Origin of the sequence: Streptomyces sp. NPDC005811, assembly GCF_040630405.1 — a bacterium.
Taxonomy (GTDB): domain Bacteria; phylum Actinomycetota; class Actinomycetes; order Streptomycetales; family Streptomycetaceae; genus Streptomyces.
This window is the reverse complement of the sequence record NZ_JBEXXK010000016.1, coordinates 100,082-117,680: the sequence shown is the minus strand read 5'-3', so window position 1 is coordinate 117,680 and position 17,599 is coordinate 100,082. Positions and strand designations below refer to the sequence as shown.

The window sequence follows — 17,599 nt, the reverse complement described above, 5'->3', positions numbered from 1 at the left end:
GAGGCTTCGGGTAGTTTCGAGATATGAAGGGTGTCGTACGGCCCCGAAGCCTCCCGGTGCTGCTGGCGGCCCTGGCCCTGGCGCTCCTGACCCTGCTCGCACCGCGGGCGGCGGCGGAGACCAGCGTGTCGCGGATCGCCGACGCCCTGCGCGAGAACCCCGTCTACGTCGACCCGGCCGCGTCCGCCCAGCTCTCCACGTCGGACGCGGCCGCCCTGCGGCGGCAGATCGAGGAGGCGGACAAACCCCTGTTCGTCGCCGTCCTCCCGGCCGGCTACCCGACCGCCCGGCTCTTCACCGACCTGCGCGCGGCCACCGGCGTCACCGGCCTGTACGCGATCCGCCTCGGCGACCGCTTCGACGCCCGCGCCGACTCGGCCGTCCTGTCCCGCACGGCCGTGGGGAACCTGGTGAGCAGCGTCCAGGGCGAACCCGACGCGGCCACCCAGCTCGGCGACTTCACCGACCGGGCCCTGCCGGCCCTGCGCGGCTCGGCGCCCGCGAGCTGGGGCTCCTCCGGCGGCGGGGGCGGGATCTCCACGGCCGGTCTGGTCACCGCCGGGGTGGTCCTGGCCGCGGGCGGCGCGGGCGCCTACACCCTGGTCCGGCGCAACCGCCGCCGGCACGAGGAGGAGCGGCGGGCGGCGCTGGAGAGGCTGCGGGTGGTGGTCGACGAGGACATCACCGCCTTCGGCGAGGAACTGGACCGCCTGGACTTCCACCCGGCCGAGCCCGGCGCCGACGACGCGATGCGCGCCGACTACGAACGCGCGCTGGACGCCTACGACCGGGCGAAGTCGGCGATGGCCGCGGCGCACAGGCCGGAGGACGTGCGGCCGGTCACCCAGGCCCTGGAGGACGGCCGCTTCTCCCTCGCCCAGCTCGCGGCCCGGCGGGAGCGCCGGCCCCTGCCGGAGCGCCGCCCGCCCTGCTTCTTCGACCCCCGTCACGGGCCCTCCGTGAAGGACGCCGACTGGACCCCGCCCGGTGGCGCGGCGCGCGAGGTCCCGGTCTGCGCGGCGGACGCCACCCGGCTGGCCGACGGCCGCGATCCGGTGATCCGCGAGGTGGACAGCGACTACGGCCGCCGCCCCTACTGGGAGGCGGGCCCCGCCTACGGCCCCTGGGCCGGCGGCTACTTCGGCGGCGGCCTGCTGCCCGGCCTGCTCGTCGGCACCATGCTCGGGAGCCTGATGGCCACCCCGTCCTACGCGAGCGACTTCGGCTCGGGGTACGGCGACTTCGGCGGCGGTTACGACGGCGGCGACGTCTCCGGCGCCGGCTTCGACCCGGGCGACTTCGGCGGCGGCTTCGGGGGCGGGGACTTCGGCGGGGGCGGGGACTTCGGGGGAGGCGGCGACTTCGGCGGCGGCTTCTGAGGGACATCCCGAAGGCGGTCCCTCAGGGCGCGGGGCAGGGGGCGCCGAAGGCAGCCCCCAAAGGGGCGCGGGGAACTGCGCGACCGGCCACGACGCACCCGCACCCGCCCGAGACCGGACCCGCCCGAGACCGGACCCGCCCGAGACCGGACCCGCCCGAGACCGGACCCGACGCCCACCGGCATCGCATCGGATCCGGCCCCCGCGCGAGAGCGCGACCGCGCGACCCCCCTACAGCGAAGCCGCCGCCGAGGCGATCGCCGAGGCGAAGGTGGACACCTCGGAGTAGACACCGGGCGCGTTGGGCTGGGCGCAGCCGATGCCCCAGCTCACGATGCCGACCTGGACCCACGCGTTCGCGGAGTCGCGGCGGAACATCGGGCCGCCGGAGTCGCCCTGACAGGTGTCGACGCCGCCGGAGGCGTAGCCGGCGCAGATCTCGTCGCCGGCGACCAGCCCGCTGTAGCCGCTGTACGTCCGGCAGGTCGCGTCGCTGACGAACGGCACGGTGGCCTTGAGCAGGTACCGCTGCTGGGCGCCGCCCTGGGTCGCGGCACCCCAGCCGGCGACGGTGAAGGTGCCGGTGTTGTACTGCGTGGTCGTGGCGATCTTCAGCGTCGGCAGGTCGATGGGCTGCGCGAGCTTGATCAGCGCCCAGTCCTTGCCGTTGCCGTTGTAGCCGGGGGCCCGGTAGACGTACGTCGAGCGCACCTGGACCCGGCCGGTCGTCGACTGGAGGTCCACGACGCCGGCGGTGGCGGTGATGCTCGTGTTGGCGCCGGTGCCGTTGACGCAGTGGGCGGCGGTCAGCACGATCTGCTGGGTGTAGAGCGCACCGCCGCAGCCCATCGAGAGCCGGACCATGAACGGGAACTCGCCCTGCGCGGCACGGGTTCCGCCGACGACGGGGGAGGGGGCGGCCTGGGCGGCCGACACGGGCTGGAGGCTCGCGACGGCGAGCGCGGTGGCGCCGACGGCCGCGAGTCTCTTGAGGGCGGTGAGGAGCTTCTTCATGGTGCTGCCTCCGTGGGGGGTCGATTGATGACGTGCTCATGTCACGATCACGGCAAAGAAACGCCCATGCAGTGGCATGGTCAGGTCAAATCCATCCCCAGGATTATGTGAATCCCCTGTGCCCCCGCACAAGGGTCCCGATTCGGCCACCGTCCCGCGGGGGAGTGCGGGCCGGGCGCGAGCGGCGCCCGGCCGCCGGTGGGCCTGCGGGGGTCGGGTCAGTCCTGGGCCGCCGACTTGGCGTAGTCCAGGAGTTGTTCGAAGTCGATCGCTCCCGGGTCGCCGTGGGTGTTCTCCGGGACGTGCATGTGTCCGCACACTCCCCGGAACGCGTTCCAGCGCTGGAAGCCCATCCGCTGGCCGCCGCCGTTCCCGGAGGACCTCGGGTACGGCGGCCACAGGGACGGGCCGCGCAGCGGCACGTCGTGGTGGATGTGCATCCACGCCAGGTACCGGGCCACGCCGCGCAGCGCCCACTCGGGGGCCTGGGGCCAGTAGACGTGCCCCGGTTCGCCCGTCCCCCACTTGGTGTGGCGCTCGGGGTCGCAGGTGCCGACGAGTTCCACCTGGCAGACGTTCAGGGTGTTCGTCTCCACCCCGCCGCGCAGATTGACCAGCGCGCGCGAGGAGATGTCGATGTCGAAGTGCTGGTACCACCGCAGCCGCTTGGCGCCGAAGTCCGGCACGGCGGTGAGGTTCGGCGCGTTCGCCCCGCCCTGGTAGTCGGGCAGCGAACGGCCCTCGGTGGTGTGCAGAACGACGGCGTTGACCTCCATCCGGTCACCGCCGAACTCGCTCTGGTACCAGTGGTCGCGGTTCGCGCCCGGGTAGTGCTGGGGTCCGGTCCTGGTGCTCATGACCGCGACAGTGGCACAGCTCACAGAAGGCGGCCGGGAGCATTCCGCTTCCGGCCGCCATCTGCTGCTTTCTGAAGTTTTCTGCCCTACCCGGGCCCTCGGGTCACGCGTTCTTGATCGCCGAGATGTCGAAGTTCAGCTTTATCTTGTCCGACACCAGGACGCCGCCGGTCTCCAGCGCCGCGTTCCAGGTCAGGCCCCACTCGGAGCGCAGGATCTCCGCCTTGCCCTCGAAGCCGACGCGCTCGTTGCCGAACGGGTCCTTGGCGGCGCCGTTGAACTCCAGGTCGATGGTGATCGCCTTGGTCACGCCGAGGATGCTCAGGTCGCCGGTGATCCGGTAGTCGTCGCCGCCCAGCGTCTCGGCGGAGGTGGAGCGGAAGGTCATGGCCGGGAACTCGTCGGTCTTGAAGAAGTCCGCGCTCTTCAGGTGGCCGTCACGGTCGGCGGACCCGGTGTCGATGCTCTCCATCTTCACGTCGATGGACGCGGTGGACCGGGACGGGTCGCTGCCGTCCAGGTGCAGGGCCCCGGTGAAGTCGTTGAACTTGCCCTTGACGTTCGTGACCATCGCGTGCCGGGCGACGAAGCCGATCGTGGAGTGTGCCGGGTCGATCGCGTAGTCGCCGGTGAGCGCGGCGAGGTCCGGCGTCACCGTGGCGTCGGCGGTGGTCTCGCCGGTGTCCTTGCGGCCGAAGATGCCCATGACGTGCCTCCTGTGGGGACGGGAAGATCGATTCTGTTTAATCTTCAACGAGGCTAACGCGGGCAACCCTAGACCTATTCCGCCGCGCACCCCGTTAGGCTCGCCGCGTCACTCCGACGGCGGATGCCCCACGGCGCGCCGCACGCCCGGATGTGAACGGTGTCTCATCCTCCGCCTTTGTGTGACCTCTACAAGCCACAAGCCTCCTGAGCAGTCAGAACGCCTGCATGCCCCCATGGTTCTGTTCGGTGCTACCAGGAAAACGCTCCGAGGACTGTACGGAGTCGACGTCTCGCTTTCCTTGGCGGGCTTCGTAAGGTCGCTACATGACCGTTTTGGAAGAGACGACGGGCGAACCGGACGCGGTGCCCTCGGAGCCCACGGACGCTCGCGGGCGGGTGGCCGAGCTGCACGGGATCCGTGCGCAGGCGCTGGCCGGCCCGAGCGAGAAGGCGACCCAGGCGCAGCACGCCAAGGGCAAGCTGACCGCGCGGGAGCGGATCGAGCTGCTGGTGGACCCGGGTTCCTTCCAGGAGGTCGAGCAGCTGCGCCGGCACCGCGCGAGCGGTTTCGGTCTGGAGACGAAGAAGCCCTACACGGACGGTGTCATCACCGGCTGGGGCACGGTGGAGGGCCGCACGGTCTTCGTCTACGCCCATGACTTCCGTATCTTCGGCGGCGCCCTGGGCGAGGCCCACGCCATGAAGATCCACAAGATCATGGACATGGCCATCGCGGCCGGGGCCCCGCTGGTGTCGCTCAACGACGGCGCCGGCGCCCGGATCCAGGAGGGCGTCTCCGCGCTCGCCGGCTACGGCGGCATCTTCCAGCGCAACACCAAGGCCTCGGGCGTCATCCCGCAGATCTCGGTGATGCTCGGTCCCTGCGCGGGCGGCGCGGCCTACAGCCCCGCCCTGACCGACTTCGTGTTCATGGTCCGCGAGACCTCGCAGATGTTCATCACCGGCCCGGACGTCGTCAAGGCGGTCACCGGCGAGGAGATCACCCAGAACGGCCTCGGCGGCGCGGACGTGCACGCCGAGACCTCCGGTGTGTGCCACTTCGCCTACGACGACGAGGAGACCTGCATCGCGGAGGTCCGCTACCTCCTGTCGCTGCTGCCGCAGAACAACCGCGAGAACCCCCCGCGCGTCGCCACCGGCGACCCGGCGGACCGGCGCGGTGACGTCCTGCTCGACCTGGTCCCGGCCGACGGCAACCGGCCCTACGACATGACCAAGGTCATCGAGGAGATCGTCGACGACGGCGAGTACCTCGAGGTCCACGAGCGCTGGGCCCGCAACATCATCTGCGCCCTGGCCCGCCTCGACGGCCAGGTCGTCGGCATCGTCGCCAACCAGCCCCAGTCCCTGGCCGGCGTGCTGGACATCGAGGCCTCGGAGAAGGCCGCCCGTTTCGTTCAGATGTGCGACGCGTTCAACATCCCGATCCTCACCCTTCTGGACGTCCCCGGCTTCCTCCCGGGCGTCGACCAGGAGCACGGTGGAATCATCCGCCACGGCGCGAAGCTGCTGTACGCCTACTGCAACGCGACCGTGCCCCGGATCTCGCTCATCCTGCGCAAGGCCTACGGCGGGGCGTACATCGTCATGGACAGCCAGTCCATCGGTGCCGACCTCACCTACGCCTGGCCGACCAACGAGATCGCCGTGATGGGCGCCGAGGGCGCCGCCAACGTCATCTTCCGGCGTCAGATCGCCGGGGCCGAGGACCCCGAGGCCATGCGGGCCCGCATGGTCAAGGAGTACAAGTCCGAGCTGATGCACCCCTACTACGCGGCCGAGCGCGGCCTGGTCGACGACGTCATCGACCCCGCCGAGACCCGCGAGATCCTCATCAGGTCGCTCGCGATGCTCCAGTCCAAGCACGCCGACCTGCCGTCCCGCAAGCACGGCAACCCTCCGCAGTAACCCGGCGGACTCTCCCCGATACCCCTGCGGAAACCTCTCTCACGGAGACTGACACCCATGAACACTCCCGACATTCGCGTCGAGAAGGGCCATGCCGAGCCCGAGGAGGTCGCCGCGATCACGGCGATCCTGCTGGCCCGCGCCGCCGCCCGCACCTCCGAGCCCACCCAGGCCCACCGCCCCCACCGCAAGGCCGGCTGGCGCCGCCTGGAGCGCGAGAACGGCTTCCGCGCCCCGCACAGCTGGCGCTGAGCCCCAAGGCACAGTAAGCAGGAAGAGCCCCTCTCCGGTCACCGGGAGGGGCTCTTCTCCGTACCTGCTTCCAGGGAGTGGCCATGGCCCTGCCGACGGATCTCGTGGACCGGGTGGTGCGGATCGACGCCCGGCTGAGGCCGATCGCCGAGCGACCGGTGGACACCACCGCCCCCGACTGGCACATCCGGACGCGCGAGCGGCCACGGCCCCTGGACGAGGCGGGCGTCCGCGGGGAGGCCGAGGCCGCACTGCGCGCACTGCTCGCCCGTTACGAGCACGGCGACGATGAGGACCGCGCCGCCGTACGCGCCCTGCTCGACCGCTGCTCCTCGTTCCGCTGGGCCACGCATCTGCCGTACGGGCGCACACCCGACGGATTCCGGCAGCAGCTGCTGCATCTGTCCGCCCGGAACCACGACGGCGACACCCGGGACGAGCTGCTCACGCTGCACGACCTGAGCGCCGAGGCCCGGGAGGCCGGGGTCGACATCCGGCCGCTGCTGCTGGAGGTCGCCGAACTCTCCAGCGCCGAGGACAAGTACGGGATGGGCTCCATCCGGAGAATGCTCCTGGGAGCCGCAGGCTGAGACGGGCCCGCGGAGGGCACGCGAACGGCCCCTGTGCTCCCCCGGGGAGGGGCACAGGGGCCGTGACGTGTCGGAGATCTACCGCAGGCGGGCCATCAGCGCGTGCTCGACGAGCGTGATGAGCGCGGACTTGGCGTCCGAGCGGTGCCGGGCGTCCGTCGTGATGATCGGGGCGTCCGGGCCGATCTGGAGCGCCTCGCGCACCTCTTCGGGGTTGTACGGCTGGTTGCCGTCGAAGCCGTTGAGGGCGATCACGAAGGGCAGGCCGCTGTTCTCGAAGTAGTCGACGGCGGGGAAGCAGTCGGCGAGGCGGCGGGTGTCCACGAGGACGATGGCGCCGATGGCGCCGCGGACCAGGTCGTCCCACATGAACCAGAAGCGGTCCTGGCCGGGGGTGCCGAACAGGTACAGGATCAGGTCCTGGTCCAGGGTGATGCGTCCGAAGTCCATGGCCACCGTGGTGGTGGTCTTGTCCCCGGTGTGGGTGAGGTCGTCGATGCCCGCCGACGCGGACGTCATGACGGCCTCGGTACGCAGCGGGTTGATCTCCGAGACGGCCCCGACGAACGTGGTCTTGCCCACGCCGAAGCCACCCGCCACCACGATCTTCGCCGAGGTGGTGGAGCGGGAAGGACCGCCGCTAGAGCTTGCGAAGTCCACTGAGCACCCTTTCGAGCAGTGTCACGTCTGGCTGGCCGCCGGCGCTCTCGTCGCCGCCGGGCTGATGGATGGCGACCAGTCCCGCCTCCGCCAAGTCGGCGACGAGGATCCTGGCCACGCCGAGAGGGATGGTCAGGAGGGCCGAGATCTCGGCCACCGACTTGATCTCACGGCACAGATTGCAGATCCGCTGATGCTCGGGCAACTGGCCCTGCATCTGGTGCGGCTGCGCAGTGGTGTGCACCAGCGCCTCGATGGCGAGCTGGTAGCGCGGGCGCGTCCGGCCGCCGGTCATGGCGTACGGGCGCACCAGGGGGTTGTTCGACGCCCCGGCGGGCGCCGGCTCGGGGGTGCGGCGCTGCGGCTGCACGGGCTGGATGCGCGGGGCCTGCGGCTGGTCGTACGGCGACGGCCCGGGGCCCTGCGGGCTCTGGGGTGCGTACGGCCGCTGCTGGCTCGGTGCGGAGGGGAAGTTGTAACGGTTCGGGTTGTGGGAACCGTCGCCCGGGCCCTGGGGAGGACCGTACGACCAATTACCCGTATTCGAACCGCCTGGGGGTGTTGCCACTTTCTCTCCTCCTCCGACTGTGCCGGGCACCCATCACTATGGAGCCGCGTCCCGAAACCCTACGGCCTCGGGACGCCAAAACGCACCGTCCTACTGTCAGTTGAGCAGGCTCCCTTGGAGCTCCGCACGAAGGTCGGGCGTCAGAACCGTGCCGGCACGGTCCACCAGAAGGGCCATCTCGTACCCAATGAGGCCGATGTCCGCCTCCGGGTGCGCGAGCACCGCGAGCGAGGAACCGTCGGAAATGGACATGAGGAACAGGAATCCCCGCTCCATCTCCACAACCGTCTGGTTCACGCTGCCTCCCTCGAAGATCCGGGAGGCGCCCGCGGTCAGGGACGTCAGACCGGAGGCGACGGCCGCGAGCTGGTCGGCACGGTCGCGGGGGAAGCCTTCGGACATCGCCAGAAGGAGTCCGTCGGCGGAGACCACCACCGTGTGGGACACCCCCGGGGTGTTGTCCACGAAGTTGGTGATCACCCAGTTCAGGTTCTGTGCCGCCTGGCTCATCGGGCTCACACTAACGCTCCTGGTTGTAGGTGCTGTCAGGACCGAAGCCCTGGCCGTTCGTTTCACTGCCTGCGTTGCGTCCGCGCTGGACACCCCGACGCAGGTTGCTCAACCTGCCTCGGACGTCCTCCGGGGCGCGGGAGACCTGTGGGCCTCCCTGAGGGGTGCTCTCGGCGGTGCCCTCGACCAGATTGGCCTTGGGTACCCGCCGCGGCAGACCGGACGAGGTGACCCCGCCTGCCTTGGGCTTCCGGAGCTGCGAGGCCTGCTGCCAGCGTGCGTCGTTCGCCGAACGCCAGGAGCTGTCGCCGTTGCTCTCCGAAGTGGGGGCCGGCGCTTCCGCGGTCACGGGCCGTGCGGCGCCGTTCGAACCGTTCGCCGCGGTGGATCCGCGGCGGGGAAGCCCGGCGTCGGTCAGCTCGTGGACGGCGGAGGGGGCCGGTCCCGGACGGTCGAAGCCTACGCGGTCCTGCTCACCCGCGTCAGCGGCCTGCGTGGATTCCGCTTCCGGAGCGTACTGGTCCGGGTAGCCGTTCTGGTAACCGGACTGCTGCGGCCAGTCGTCCTGGTAGGAGTTCTCCTCGTACGCCGGCTGGGCCGGTTCCGCATACGCGGGGTCCGGGTAACCGCCGTTGGGCGAGAAGCCGTTGCTCTGCGGCGTCCCGTTCGGGGCCGAGAAGGACTCGCCCTGCGGCATCCCGTCGCCCGGCGCGAAGTACTGCTCGTCGTACGCAGGCCGCTGCTGCTCCTCGTACGGCGCCTGCTGCCGCTCCTCGTACGCCGTACGGCCGCTCTGGCCGTTCGCGGCCTCGTACGCCCCCTGCTGGTCCACGAACGCCGTCTGGCTGCTGTCGAAGCCCGTCGGGGCCGCGTCGAAGCCGTTGTCGTACGCGGGCTGCTGCTGCGGGGTGCCGTCGAAGCCCTCCGCGAAGGCGGGGATCTCCTGGGTCTGCTGCGGGTGACCGGCCTGGGACTCCAGGGCCGCCTTGCGCTCCTCGCGCATCAGCGAGCGGCCCACCGGGTCCAGGTCGCGCAGGTCGTCGGGGACGTCGTAGCGGCTGTCGTCGAAGCCGAGCTCGGCGGCCGTGCGCATCGGCAGGCCGGTGTTGAAGTCCTCGCCCGGCAGCTGCGGCTGCTGGTGCTGCTCCGGGATGATCTGCGAGACGGTGAACTCGTCGCGCTCGGGCTGCTCGCCGCCGCCACCGTGGGTGATGGCGTCCGGGAGCATGACCAGCGAGGTGGTGCCGGCCTGCTCGCCCGAGGGGCGCAGCTGGACCCGGATGCCGTGCCGGTCGGAGAGGCGCCCGACCACGAAGAGACCCATGCGCTGCGAGATCGCGGCGTCGACGGTCGGCGGGTTCGCCAGCTTGTGGTTGATGTCCGCGAAGTCCTCGGCGGTGAGGCCGATGCCCTTGTCGTGGATCTCGATCATCACGCGGCCGTCGGGGAGACGGGTCGCGGTGACGCGGACCTTGGTCTGCGGCGAGGAGAACGTGGTGGCGTTCTCAAGGAGCTCGGCGAGCAGGTGCACGAGGTCGGTCACGGCGCGGCCGTGGATCTCGGCCTCCGGGACGCCGGAGAGCTCGATGCGCTCGTACTGCTCCACCTCGGAGGAGGCGGCGCGCAGCACGTCGACCAGCGGGACCGGCTGGTCCCAGCGGCGGCCGGGCTCCTCGCCGGCGAGGACCAGGAGGTTCTCGCCGTTGCGGCGCATACGGGTCGCGAGGTGGTCCAGGCGGAAGAGGTTCTCCAGCTGGTCCGGGTCGGCCTCGTTGTTCTCCAGGTCGGTGATCAGGGTCAGCTGGCCCTCGATCAGCGACTGGTTGCGGCGCGAGAGGTTGGTGAAGATCGCGTTGATGTTGCCCCGCAGCAGGGCCTGCTCGGCGGCGAGCCGGACGGCCTCGCGGTGGACCTGGTCGAAGGCGCGGGCGACTTCGCCGATCTCGTCGCGGGTGTTGATCGGGATGGGCTGGACGCGGGTGTCGACCCGGCCGGGGTCGGTGCGCGAGAGCTGGTCGACCAGCATCGGCAGCCGCTGCTCGGCGATGCCGAAGGCGGCGTTGCGCAGCTGGCGCATCGAGGTGCTCATCTGGCGGGCCATGAGCGAGGCGATGATGAACGCGGCCAGCAGGGCGATGATGACGATCGAGGCGTTGATGATCGCGTCGCGCTGGGCGTCCGAGGCGATCGAGCCGGCGTCGTCCACCGCGCGGTTGATGAGCTCGGTCTCGACCTGGCTGTAGCCCTGGAACTTCAGGGTCGCGGCGGCCATCCAGGACTTGGCGGTGACGCCCTGGGCGGCGAGCTGGGCCGGGGTCTGACCGCTGCCGATCAGCTTGATCATGTCGGCCATCGCCGGCGGCGCGGCGTACTCCTGGCCCGCGGCCTCCGCCTTGGCCTTGGCGTCGGCGGCGGCCTTCTCGCCCTCGGCCTGCTTCTCCTTGAAGACCTCGTTGAGGCGCGCGGCGTCCTGCACGGTGCCACCGGAGCCGTACTCCTGGACGGCGACCTGCTCCAGGTAGGCGTAGGAGGTGAAGGAGATGAGCTGCGACTTGTACGTCGCCTCGTCCGGGCTCGGCCGCACCAGCAGGTGCATGCCGATCGCGCGCTGGAGGGACTCGGCGCCCTTGGCGAGGGCGATCGCGTAGACCGTACGGCCGTAGGCGGTGATGTTGCCGGTGCCGAGACCGAGTTCGTTGGAGAACTCCATCAGCAGGTGCTCGACCGCGACGTAGCCCTCTTCGGTCTGGACCGGGTCCATCTTCTTGGTGTAGGCGGCCGCGCGGATCTTCGTCAGCGTCGGCTCGGCCTCCTCCACCAGGTTCAGCCGGCGCTTGAGGCCCTCCTTGTCGGGCATCCCGACGGTCTCCTGGTGGAAGGCGGCCGCCTTCGTGTCCGTGAGCGCCCGGGCCTGCTTGACGACCTCGGAGTCCTTCTTGTTCTCCAGCAGCGGCTCGGCGGAGATGTCGCGCTCGTTCAGCAGCGCCTCGGCGTACTCGCCGGCGGCGGCCACGATCTTCGCGGTCTTCTCGGCGTCGCGCGCCTCCTGCCAGGTGTCGATCGAGCCCTTCACCTGGAAGCCGCCCATGACCAGGCCGACCAGCACGGGTATGAGCAGGATCGCGTTCAGCCTCGTCGGCACCCGCCAGTTGCGCGGGGACAGCCGACCACCGCTCTTCGGGGGCGCGGCCGTCGGCTCCGAGCCGGGCACAGGGGCGGGCGCCACTCCGCGCGGCGGCGGCGTGAAGTTGCCCCGGGCCGCAGGCTCGGGACTTTTCTTGCTTCGCCTCACTCGACCAACAACCTCTCGGCGGTCGGCACCTTCCGTGCCGCAGTGTCTCAGAGCCCGGTCAGCCATCGACCATCAGTACGTCATTGACTATTGGGCAGTTCAGGCATTCCAGCACGACGCCCTGCGCGATTCCAAACATGGAGAAGTGCCGGTTCGAAGTGATGTAAGCCCCACGTAAAACGGTCAAAAAGAGCGAGCCCCGTCAAAAGACGGGGCCTTCGTGCGCACAGCGAGACCAAGTGACCGCGACGCGTGTCGATACCACCCGATTCCTCTGCCGAAACGTTATGAACACCGGAGCCGGCCGTGTCAAAGGCCACAGCCGGCTCCGAAGTATCTACGACAAGTGCCGTAGAGGTAATGGGAACTTGAAAGTTACCGCAGGCGGGCCATCAGCGCGTGCTCGACGAGCGTGATGAGCGCGGACTTGGCGTCCGAGCGGTGCCGGGCGTCCGTCGTGATGATCGGGGTGTCCGGGCCGATCTGGAGCGCCTCGCGCACCTCTTCGGGCTGGTAGGGCTGGCTCCCGTCGAAGCCGTTCAGGGCGACGACGAAGGGCAGGCCGCTGTTCTCGAAGTAGTCGACGGCGGGGAAGCAGTCGGCGAGGCGGCGGGTGTCCACGAGGACGATGGCGCCGATGGCGCCGCGGACCAGGTCGTCCCACATGAACCAGAAGCGGTCCTGGCCGGGGGTGCCGAACAGGTACAGGATCAGGTCCTGGTCCAGGGTGATGCGTCCGAAGTCCATGGCCACCGTGGTGGTGGTCTTGTCCCCGGTGTGGGTGAGGTCGTCGATGCCCGCCGACGCGGACGTCATGACGGCCTCGGTACGCAGCGGGTTGATCTCGGAGACCGCTCCCACGAACGTGGTCTTGCCCACGCCGAAGCCACCCGCCACCACGATCTTCGCGGAAGTGGTGGCCCGGCCCCCGTCAGAGCTTGCGAAGTCCACTGAGCACCCTTTCGAGCAGCGTCACGTCCGGAGCGCCACCGTTGTTCTCGTCGCCGCCCGGCTGGTGGATGGCCACCAGTCCGGCCTCGGCGAGGTCCGCCACCAGGATCCGGGCCACACCCAGCGGCATGGCCAGCAGCGCCGAGACCTCGGCGACCGACTTCACCTCGCGGCACAGGTGGCAGATGCGCTGGTGCTCCGGGAGCAGCCCCATCAGTGCTGCCGGGTCGGCCGTGGTGCTGATCAGCGCCTCGATGGCGAGCTGATAGCGCGGCCGGGTCCGGCCACCGGTCATCGCGTAAGGACGCACCAGCGGCTGGTCGCCCTCATCCCCGTACGGCTCCGCGTACGGATCATGATGGGCGGGGGGCGGGGTCATGGATCCTCCGGGCGGGACAGCATTCTCGGTCAGTCGTGCCGTCCGTCGAGGCCGGTGGGGGGATTGTGTCGGCCGGACGGTGATTTCGTGAGGTGGGTGGTGCCGGGGCAGGTCAGTGGAGCAGACTGCCCTGGAGCTCGGCGCGCAGGTCCGGGGTGAGGACCGCGCCCGCGCGGTCGACCAGCAGCGCCATCTCGTAGCCGACGAGGCCGATGTCGCACTCCGGGTGCGCGAGCACGGCCAGGGACGAGCCGTCCGAGACGGACATGAGGAAGAGGAATCCTCGCTCCATCTCGACCACCGTCTGGGCCACGTTGCCGCCCTCGAAGATCCGGGAGGCACCGGCCGTGAGCGAGGTGAGCCCCGACGCGACCGCCGCCAGCTGGTCGGCACGGTCGCGCGGGAAGCCCTCGGACATCGCGAGCAGGAGCCCGTCGGCGGACACGACGACGGTGTGGGACACCCCGGGGGTGTTGTCCACGAAGTTGGTGATCAACCAGTTCAGATTCTGTGCCGCCTGGCTCATCTGACTCAACTAACGCTCCTGCGGGTGAGTGGGGCTCGGGAAACTGCCGGTCTGACCGTTGCCGGCCTGACGACCCTGCGCGATGCCCCGACGAAGATTGGTCAGCCGTCCGCGTACGTCGTCAGGCGCACGCGAGACCTGCGGACCGGTTTGGTGCTGTTGCTGCTGTGCGGTGCCCGGGACCAGGTTGGCCCGGGGCACCCGGCGCGGCAGACCGGAGGTGGTGACCCCGCCCGCGGCGGGCTGCCGGACGCGCTCCGCCTGACGGACGAGTTCGTCGTTGGGCGAGGTGCGCCACGAGGAGGTGGAGGGACCGCCGGCCGCGGGCCGCTGGGGTGCGGCCGGAGCCTGCGGCTGCTGCTGCGGTGCCTGCGGCGCCGGAGCCTGGCCCTGACCGCCCGCCTGCGGACCGCCGTGGAACCAGTTGGTCTCCAGCGTGTCGTACAGCGGGGTGCGTCCGTCGCCCGGACCCGGGGCCGGCGGCAGGGCCTCCGGCTCGGGACGGTGGGCGGGGCGCGGCGGAACCTGCGGCCGCGGCGAACCGTAACCGTTGGTGCCGTTGATCTGGGGGCGCTCGAACTGGCCCGTGGACGTCATGTCCTGGCGGCCGGGCAGCGCGTGCTGACCCGTGCCGGAACCGTCGTAGCCCGGCGCGGCGAACTGGCCGGTGGAGCCGTTGTCGTACGCCTGCGGAGCGAACTGGTTCGGGTTCGCCGGGGTGTTCTGCCCGCCCGGGGCGCCGAAGACGTCGGAGCGGGTGAACCCGTTCTCGTCGCGGTCGGCGGTGCCCGGGCGCTGGAACTGGCCCGTGTCCTGGGGACCGGTGGGAGCGACGGCGGGGAACTGGCCCGTGCTCTGCAGTCCGCCCGCACCGCGGCCGAAGTCGGCCGGGCCCTGGCGGTCGTCGATGCGCGGCATGCGCGAGGTCTGCGCGACGTCCGGCTCCTCGTGGCCGCGCGGGGCGTCCAGCGGGGTGCGCGGCACCGGCGGCTGGGCGTTCTCGTCGCCCCAGCTGGTCACGCGCGGCTGCGGGTTGCCGCCGGGCAGCTCGGCGCGCGGGCCGCCGCGCGGCGGGAGCTGCGGCTGACGGCCGCGCGGCTCGGAGTTGTTCTTGCGCTGCGGGGGGCGCCCGCCACCGAAGAAGTCCTGGTTCTGGCCGTTCACACCGGAGTTCTGCAGACCCTGCGGCGCACCCGGCGCCTGACCGCCGAAGCCGGCGCCCGCGCCGGCCGGGGCCGGACGGTCCTGCTGGGGCGGGACGGGGGACTGCGGTCCGCGCGGGGGCTGGCCGCCGGGACGGCCACCGCCGTCACGGCCGGGCAGCGCGGCCCGGGGCCCCTGGCCGGCGGCGAGGCGGCCGCCCCCACCGGGAGCGGAGCCGGGACCCGCGCCGAGGGCGCCGCCCCCGCCCGGGGCACCGGCGCCGAGCGCACCGCCCTGCGGGCCGCCGTTCTGGCGACGCGCGGCGGCGGCGCCCGCGGCGGCCTGCGCGGCGACGGGACCGCCGGCGGAGCCGCCCTGGCCGGGCTTGGGCTGGGGCTTCTTGCCGCCCTGGGCGACATCCACGGGCAGCATGACCAGCGCGGTCGTACCACCGGAGTCGGACGGGCGCAGCTGGATGCGGATGCCGTGCCGCTGGGACAGACGACCGACCACGAAGAGGCCCATGCGGCGGGAGACGGAGACGTCCACGGTGGGCGGCGAGGCGAGCCGCTCGTTGATCGCGGCCAGGTCCTCGGGGGACAGACCGATACCGGTGTCGTGGATCTCGATCAGGACCCGGCCGTCGGGCAGCGCGTGACCGGTGACCTTGACCTTGGTCTGCGGCGAGGAGAACGAGGTGGCGTTCTCCAGCAGCTCGGCGAGGAGGTGCACGAGGTCGTTGACGACCCGGCCGGCCACTTCGGTGGACGGCACGGAGGCCAGTTCGATGCGCTCGTACTGCTCCACCTCGGAGGCGGCGGCGCGCAGGACGTCGACCAGCGGGACCGGGCGGGTCCAGCGGCGGCCGGGCTCTTCACCCGCGAGGACCAGGAGGTTCTCACCGTTACGGCGCATGCGGGTGGCGAGGTGGTCGAGCTTGAAGAGCGAGGACAGCTGGTCCGGGTCGGCCTCGCGGGACTCCAGTTCGGAGATGAGCGAGAGCTGACGCTGGATGAGGCCCTGGGAGCGGCGCGAGAGGTTGGTGAACATCGCGTTGACGTTGCCCCGCAGCAGGGCCTGCTCGGCGGCGAGGCGGACCGCCTCGCGGTGCACGTCGTCGAAGGCCGCGGCCACCTGGCCGATCTCGTCCCGGGAGTGCACACCGACCGACTCCACGGACGTGTCGACGTCCTGCGGGTCGGACTCGGAGAGCTGCTTGACCAGCTCGGGCAGGCGGTCCTGGGCGACCTTGGTGGCGGTCTCCTGGAGGCGGCGCAGCGAGCGGATCATGGACCGGGCGACGACGAAGGCGCCGACGAGCGACACACCGAGGACGAGCAGGATCAGGGCACCGTTGATGATGGCGTCGCGCTCGGACTCGGCGCGCAGCTCACGGGCCTTCTGTTCCATGTCCTCGAGCAGGGTGTGCTCGATGTTGTTCATCTGGCGGATCTTGGTCGACGAGTCGTCGATCCAGTCCTGGTACGACCGCTGGTCCTGCGAGGTCAGACCGGAGGCGGAGGCGAACGCACGCGAGGCGTAGGTGTCGGACTCCTCGATGACCGGGTTGCCCTGCTCGATGGGCTTCAGCAGCTCCTCGGCGCCGTCGTCGCCGTAGATGCTGCGGAAACTCGCGAGTTCGGAGGCCTCGTTGTCGAAGGCGGCGTCGGCGTACTGCCGCTCGTTGTTGGAGAGCTCGCCGTACGACGTGTTGTTCGCCGGCAGCGCGGCCGCGAGGACGGCGCGCTGGACCGAGGCGTACTCCTTGGCGTTGGAGAAGGCGGCCAGCGCACGCGTGCGCTGGATCATCTCCGGGTTGCTGGTGGCCTGGGCCATGTCCTGCGAGAGGTCGAGCAGGCTCGTGATGAGCTGGTGGTAGGCGTCGACCGTCTGGGAGGAGTTGCCCTTCTCCGCGTACGCCGTGGAGCGGATCTTCTGGAGGTTCGCCAGGTCGGAGAGCAGACCGATGAGGCTGTCGCGGACGCCCTGGAGGTTGCCGTCCTTGGAGGCGGTGTTGATCTCCTCGGAGGCGTCCTGGAACGCGGTCACGGCCCGGTCCGTCTTGGTCCGGTAGCCCTTGATGCCGAAGTCGGTCGCCTTGGTGCCGTGCGACATGGGGCCGGCCGAGCGGTCGCGCTCCTCCTGGAGGGCGACGGAGAGCTCGGTGGCCTGCTTGGTCATGTCCGTCAGCAGCCGCATGTTGTCGAGCTGCTGGATGTCGTCCATGGACTCGTTGATACGCAGCGCGCCCAGGGTGGTGGCCGCGACCACCGGGAGGGTCAGCAGCGCCACGAGACGCGTGGAGATGCGCCAGTTGCGCAGGGCCACGCGGGGGCCGGGCCCCACGGAGACATGCGGCGGCTTGATCGTCGGAGTCGGCTGAAGGGGGCTCGGCGACGCGGACGCGCCGGGGCGCCCGGAGCGCTCACCACCGTCGCCGGACGGGTTCGGGCCCGGGTTCTGGGCGTGCTGGAGCGAGGAGCTGCCATTGCTGGGGGCAGTCCCGCCGTGCGGCTCCGGCTCCGCCGAAGCACTGCCATCCCTCTTGAAACGTCCCTGCACTAGCGTCGCAACCTCTGGACCAGGCGCCCTTCCGGATGAACGGAAGGACGGTGTCGGCGTATTGAAGGACGCCCTGAATTACGTCCCTCGAATGGTCGTGAGTGACCGGCGCTGGCTCCCCCTTCCAACCGCCACTACGGCGCTGTCGCGCCCCGGTGCGCCGGCTCGATCCAGCGGCGGTCCGTGAGATTCCAGCACAGTGCCGGATCTCCAACAAGGTGTGTTGGCCGGGCTGTGACATGCGTGACAACGCGTGAGGGGTACGTTACGGGGCGTGGA

Annotated in this window: 15 protein-coding genes; 4 read left to right on the top strand and 11 right to left on the bottom strand. The window is 70.9% G+C overall.

Annotated elements, in window-relative coordinates:
• The first annotated feature begins 23 nt into the window (after positions 1 to 23).
• Complete coding sequence (locus tag ABZ490_RS19160; RefSeq protein ID WP_358991212.1) at positions 24 to 1,379, top strand: hypothetical protein; 1,356 nt, start codon at positions 24 to 26, stop codon at positions 1,377 to 1,379.
• Positions 1,380 to 1,610: 231 nt separating this feature from the next.
• Here ABZ490_RS19160 and ABZ490_RS19155 read toward each other — a convergent pair whose 3' ends face one another.
• The 3 genes from ABZ490_RS19155 to ABZ490_RS19145 form a co-directional block, all read right to left on the bottom strand.
• Positions 1,611 to 2,393: a serine protease gene (locus ABZ490_RS19155; protein WP_358991209.1), complete on the bottom strand. Its 783-nt coding sequence runs from the start codon at positions 2,391 to 2,393 to the stop codon at positions 1,611 to 1,613.
• A 218-nt stretch (positions 2,394 to 2,611) separates the two neighbouring features.
• Positions 2,612 to 3,250 (bottom strand): hypothetical protein, encoded by a 639-nt coding sequence (locus ABZ490_RS19150; protein ID WP_358991206.1) that lies wholly within the window; start codon positions 3,248 to 3,250, stop codon positions 2,612 to 2,614.
• A 103-nt stretch (positions 3,251 to 3,353) separates the two neighbouring features.
• Positions 3,354 to 3,956 carry a YceI family protein gene (locus tag ABZ490_RS19145; RefSeq protein ID WP_358991203.1) on the bottom strand — a complete coding sequence of 201 codons (603 nt, stop codon included), beginning with the start codon at positions 3,954 to 3,956 and terminating at the stop codon, positions 3,354 to 3,356.
• A gap of 326 nt (positions 3,957 to 4,282) precedes the next feature.
• Between ABZ490_RS19145 and ABZ490_RS19140 the strand changes: the two genes are divergently transcribed.
• The 3 genes from ABZ490_RS19140 (at position 4,283) to ABZ490_RS19130 (ending at position 6,729) form a co-directional block, all read left to right on the top strand.
• The gene (locus ABZ490_RS19140; protein WP_358991200.1) at positions 4,283 to 5,887 is read left to right on the top strand and encodes an acyl-CoA carboxylase subunit beta; all 1,605 of its coding nucleotides are present in this window, start codon (positions 4,283 to 4,285) and stop codon (positions 5,885 to 5,887) included.
• 57 nt (positions 5,888 to 5,944) lie between these two features.
• Positions 5,945 to 6,139: an acyl-CoA carboxylase subunit epsilon gene (locus ABZ490_RS19135; RefSeq protein WP_055633957.1), complete on the top strand. Its 195-nt coding sequence runs from the start codon at positions 5,945 to 5,947 to the stop codon at positions 6,137 to 6,139.
• An 83-nt stretch (positions 6,140 to 6,222) separates the two neighbouring features.
• The gene (locus tag ABZ490_RS19130) at positions 6,223 to 6,729 is read left to right on the top strand and encodes a hypothetical protein (protein ID WP_358991196.1); all 507 of its coding nucleotides are present in this window, start codon (positions 6,223 to 6,225) and stop codon (positions 6,727 to 6,729) included.
• Between the two features lie 78 nt (positions 6,730 to 6,807).
• Here the strand turns inward: ABZ490_RS19130 and ABZ490_RS19125 are convergent, their stop codons facing one another.
• From ABZ490_RS19125 to ABZ490_RS19090, 8 genes are all read right to left on the bottom strand, one after another.
• Positions 6,808 to 7,389, bottom strand: a complete 582-nt coding sequence (locus ABZ490_RS19125) for an ATP/GTP-binding protein (protein ID WP_055633955.1) — start codon at positions 7,387 to 7,389, stop codon at positions 6,808 to 6,810.
• On the bottom strand, positions 7,370 to 7,957 hold the full coding sequence (locus ABZ490_RS19120) for a DUF742 domain-containing protein (RefSeq protein WP_055633954.1): 588 nt from the start codon (positions 7,955 to 7,957) through the stop codon (positions 7,370 to 7,372). The genes ABZ490_RS19125 and ABZ490_RS19120 overlap by 20 nt, the downstream gene beginning before the upstream one ends.
• A 96-nt stretch (positions 7,958 to 8,053) precedes the next feature.
• Positions 8,054 to 8,467 carry a roadblock/LC7 domain-containing protein gene (locus ABZ490_RS19115; protein ID WP_356035147.1) on the bottom strand — a complete coding sequence of 138 codons (414 nt, stop codon included), beginning with the start codon at positions 8,465 to 8,467 and terminating at the stop codon, positions 8,054 to 8,056.
• A 10-nt stretch (positions 8,468 to 8,477) separates the two neighbouring features.
• Positions 8,478 to 11,759 carry a nitrate- and nitrite sensing domain-containing protein gene (locus tag ABZ490_RS19110; protein WP_358991191.1) on the bottom strand — a complete coding sequence of 1,094 codons (3,282 nt, stop codon included), beginning with the start codon at positions 11,757 to 11,759 and terminating at the stop codon, positions 8,478 to 8,480.
• A 375-nt stretch (positions 11,760 to 12,134) separates the two neighbouring features.
• Positions 12,135 to 12,710 carry an ATP/GTP-binding protein gene (locus ABZ490_RS19105; RefSeq protein WP_054239771.1) on the bottom strand — a complete coding sequence of 192 codons (576 nt, stop codon included), beginning with the start codon at positions 12,708 to 12,710 and terminating at the stop codon, positions 12,135 to 12,137.
• Positions 12,691 to 13,089 carry a DUF742 domain-containing protein gene (locus tag ABZ490_RS19100; protein ID WP_055633953.1) on the bottom strand — a complete coding sequence of 133 codons (399 nt, stop codon included), beginning with the start codon at positions 13,087 to 13,089 and terminating at the stop codon, positions 12,691 to 12,693. Before ABZ490_RS19100 ends, ABZ490_RS19105 begins: the two co-directional genes overlap by 20 nt.
• A 112-nt stretch (positions 13,090 to 13,201) precedes the next feature.
• The gene (locus tag ABZ490_RS19095) at positions 13,202 to 13,615 is read right to left on the bottom strand and encodes a roadblock/LC7 domain-containing protein (RefSeq protein WP_003973453.1); all 414 of its coding nucleotides are present in this window, start codon (positions 13,613 to 13,615) and stop codon (positions 13,202 to 13,204) included.
• 9 nt (positions 13,616 to 13,624) lie between these two features.
• Positions 13,625 to 17,320 carry a nitrate- and nitrite sensing domain-containing protein gene (locus ABZ490_RS19090; RefSeq protein ID WP_358991187.1) on the bottom strand — a complete coding sequence of 1,232 codons (3,696 nt, stop codon included), beginning with the start codon at positions 17,318 to 17,320 and terminating at the stop codon, positions 13,625 to 13,627.
• Positions 17,321 to 17,599 lie beyond the last annotated feature (279 nt).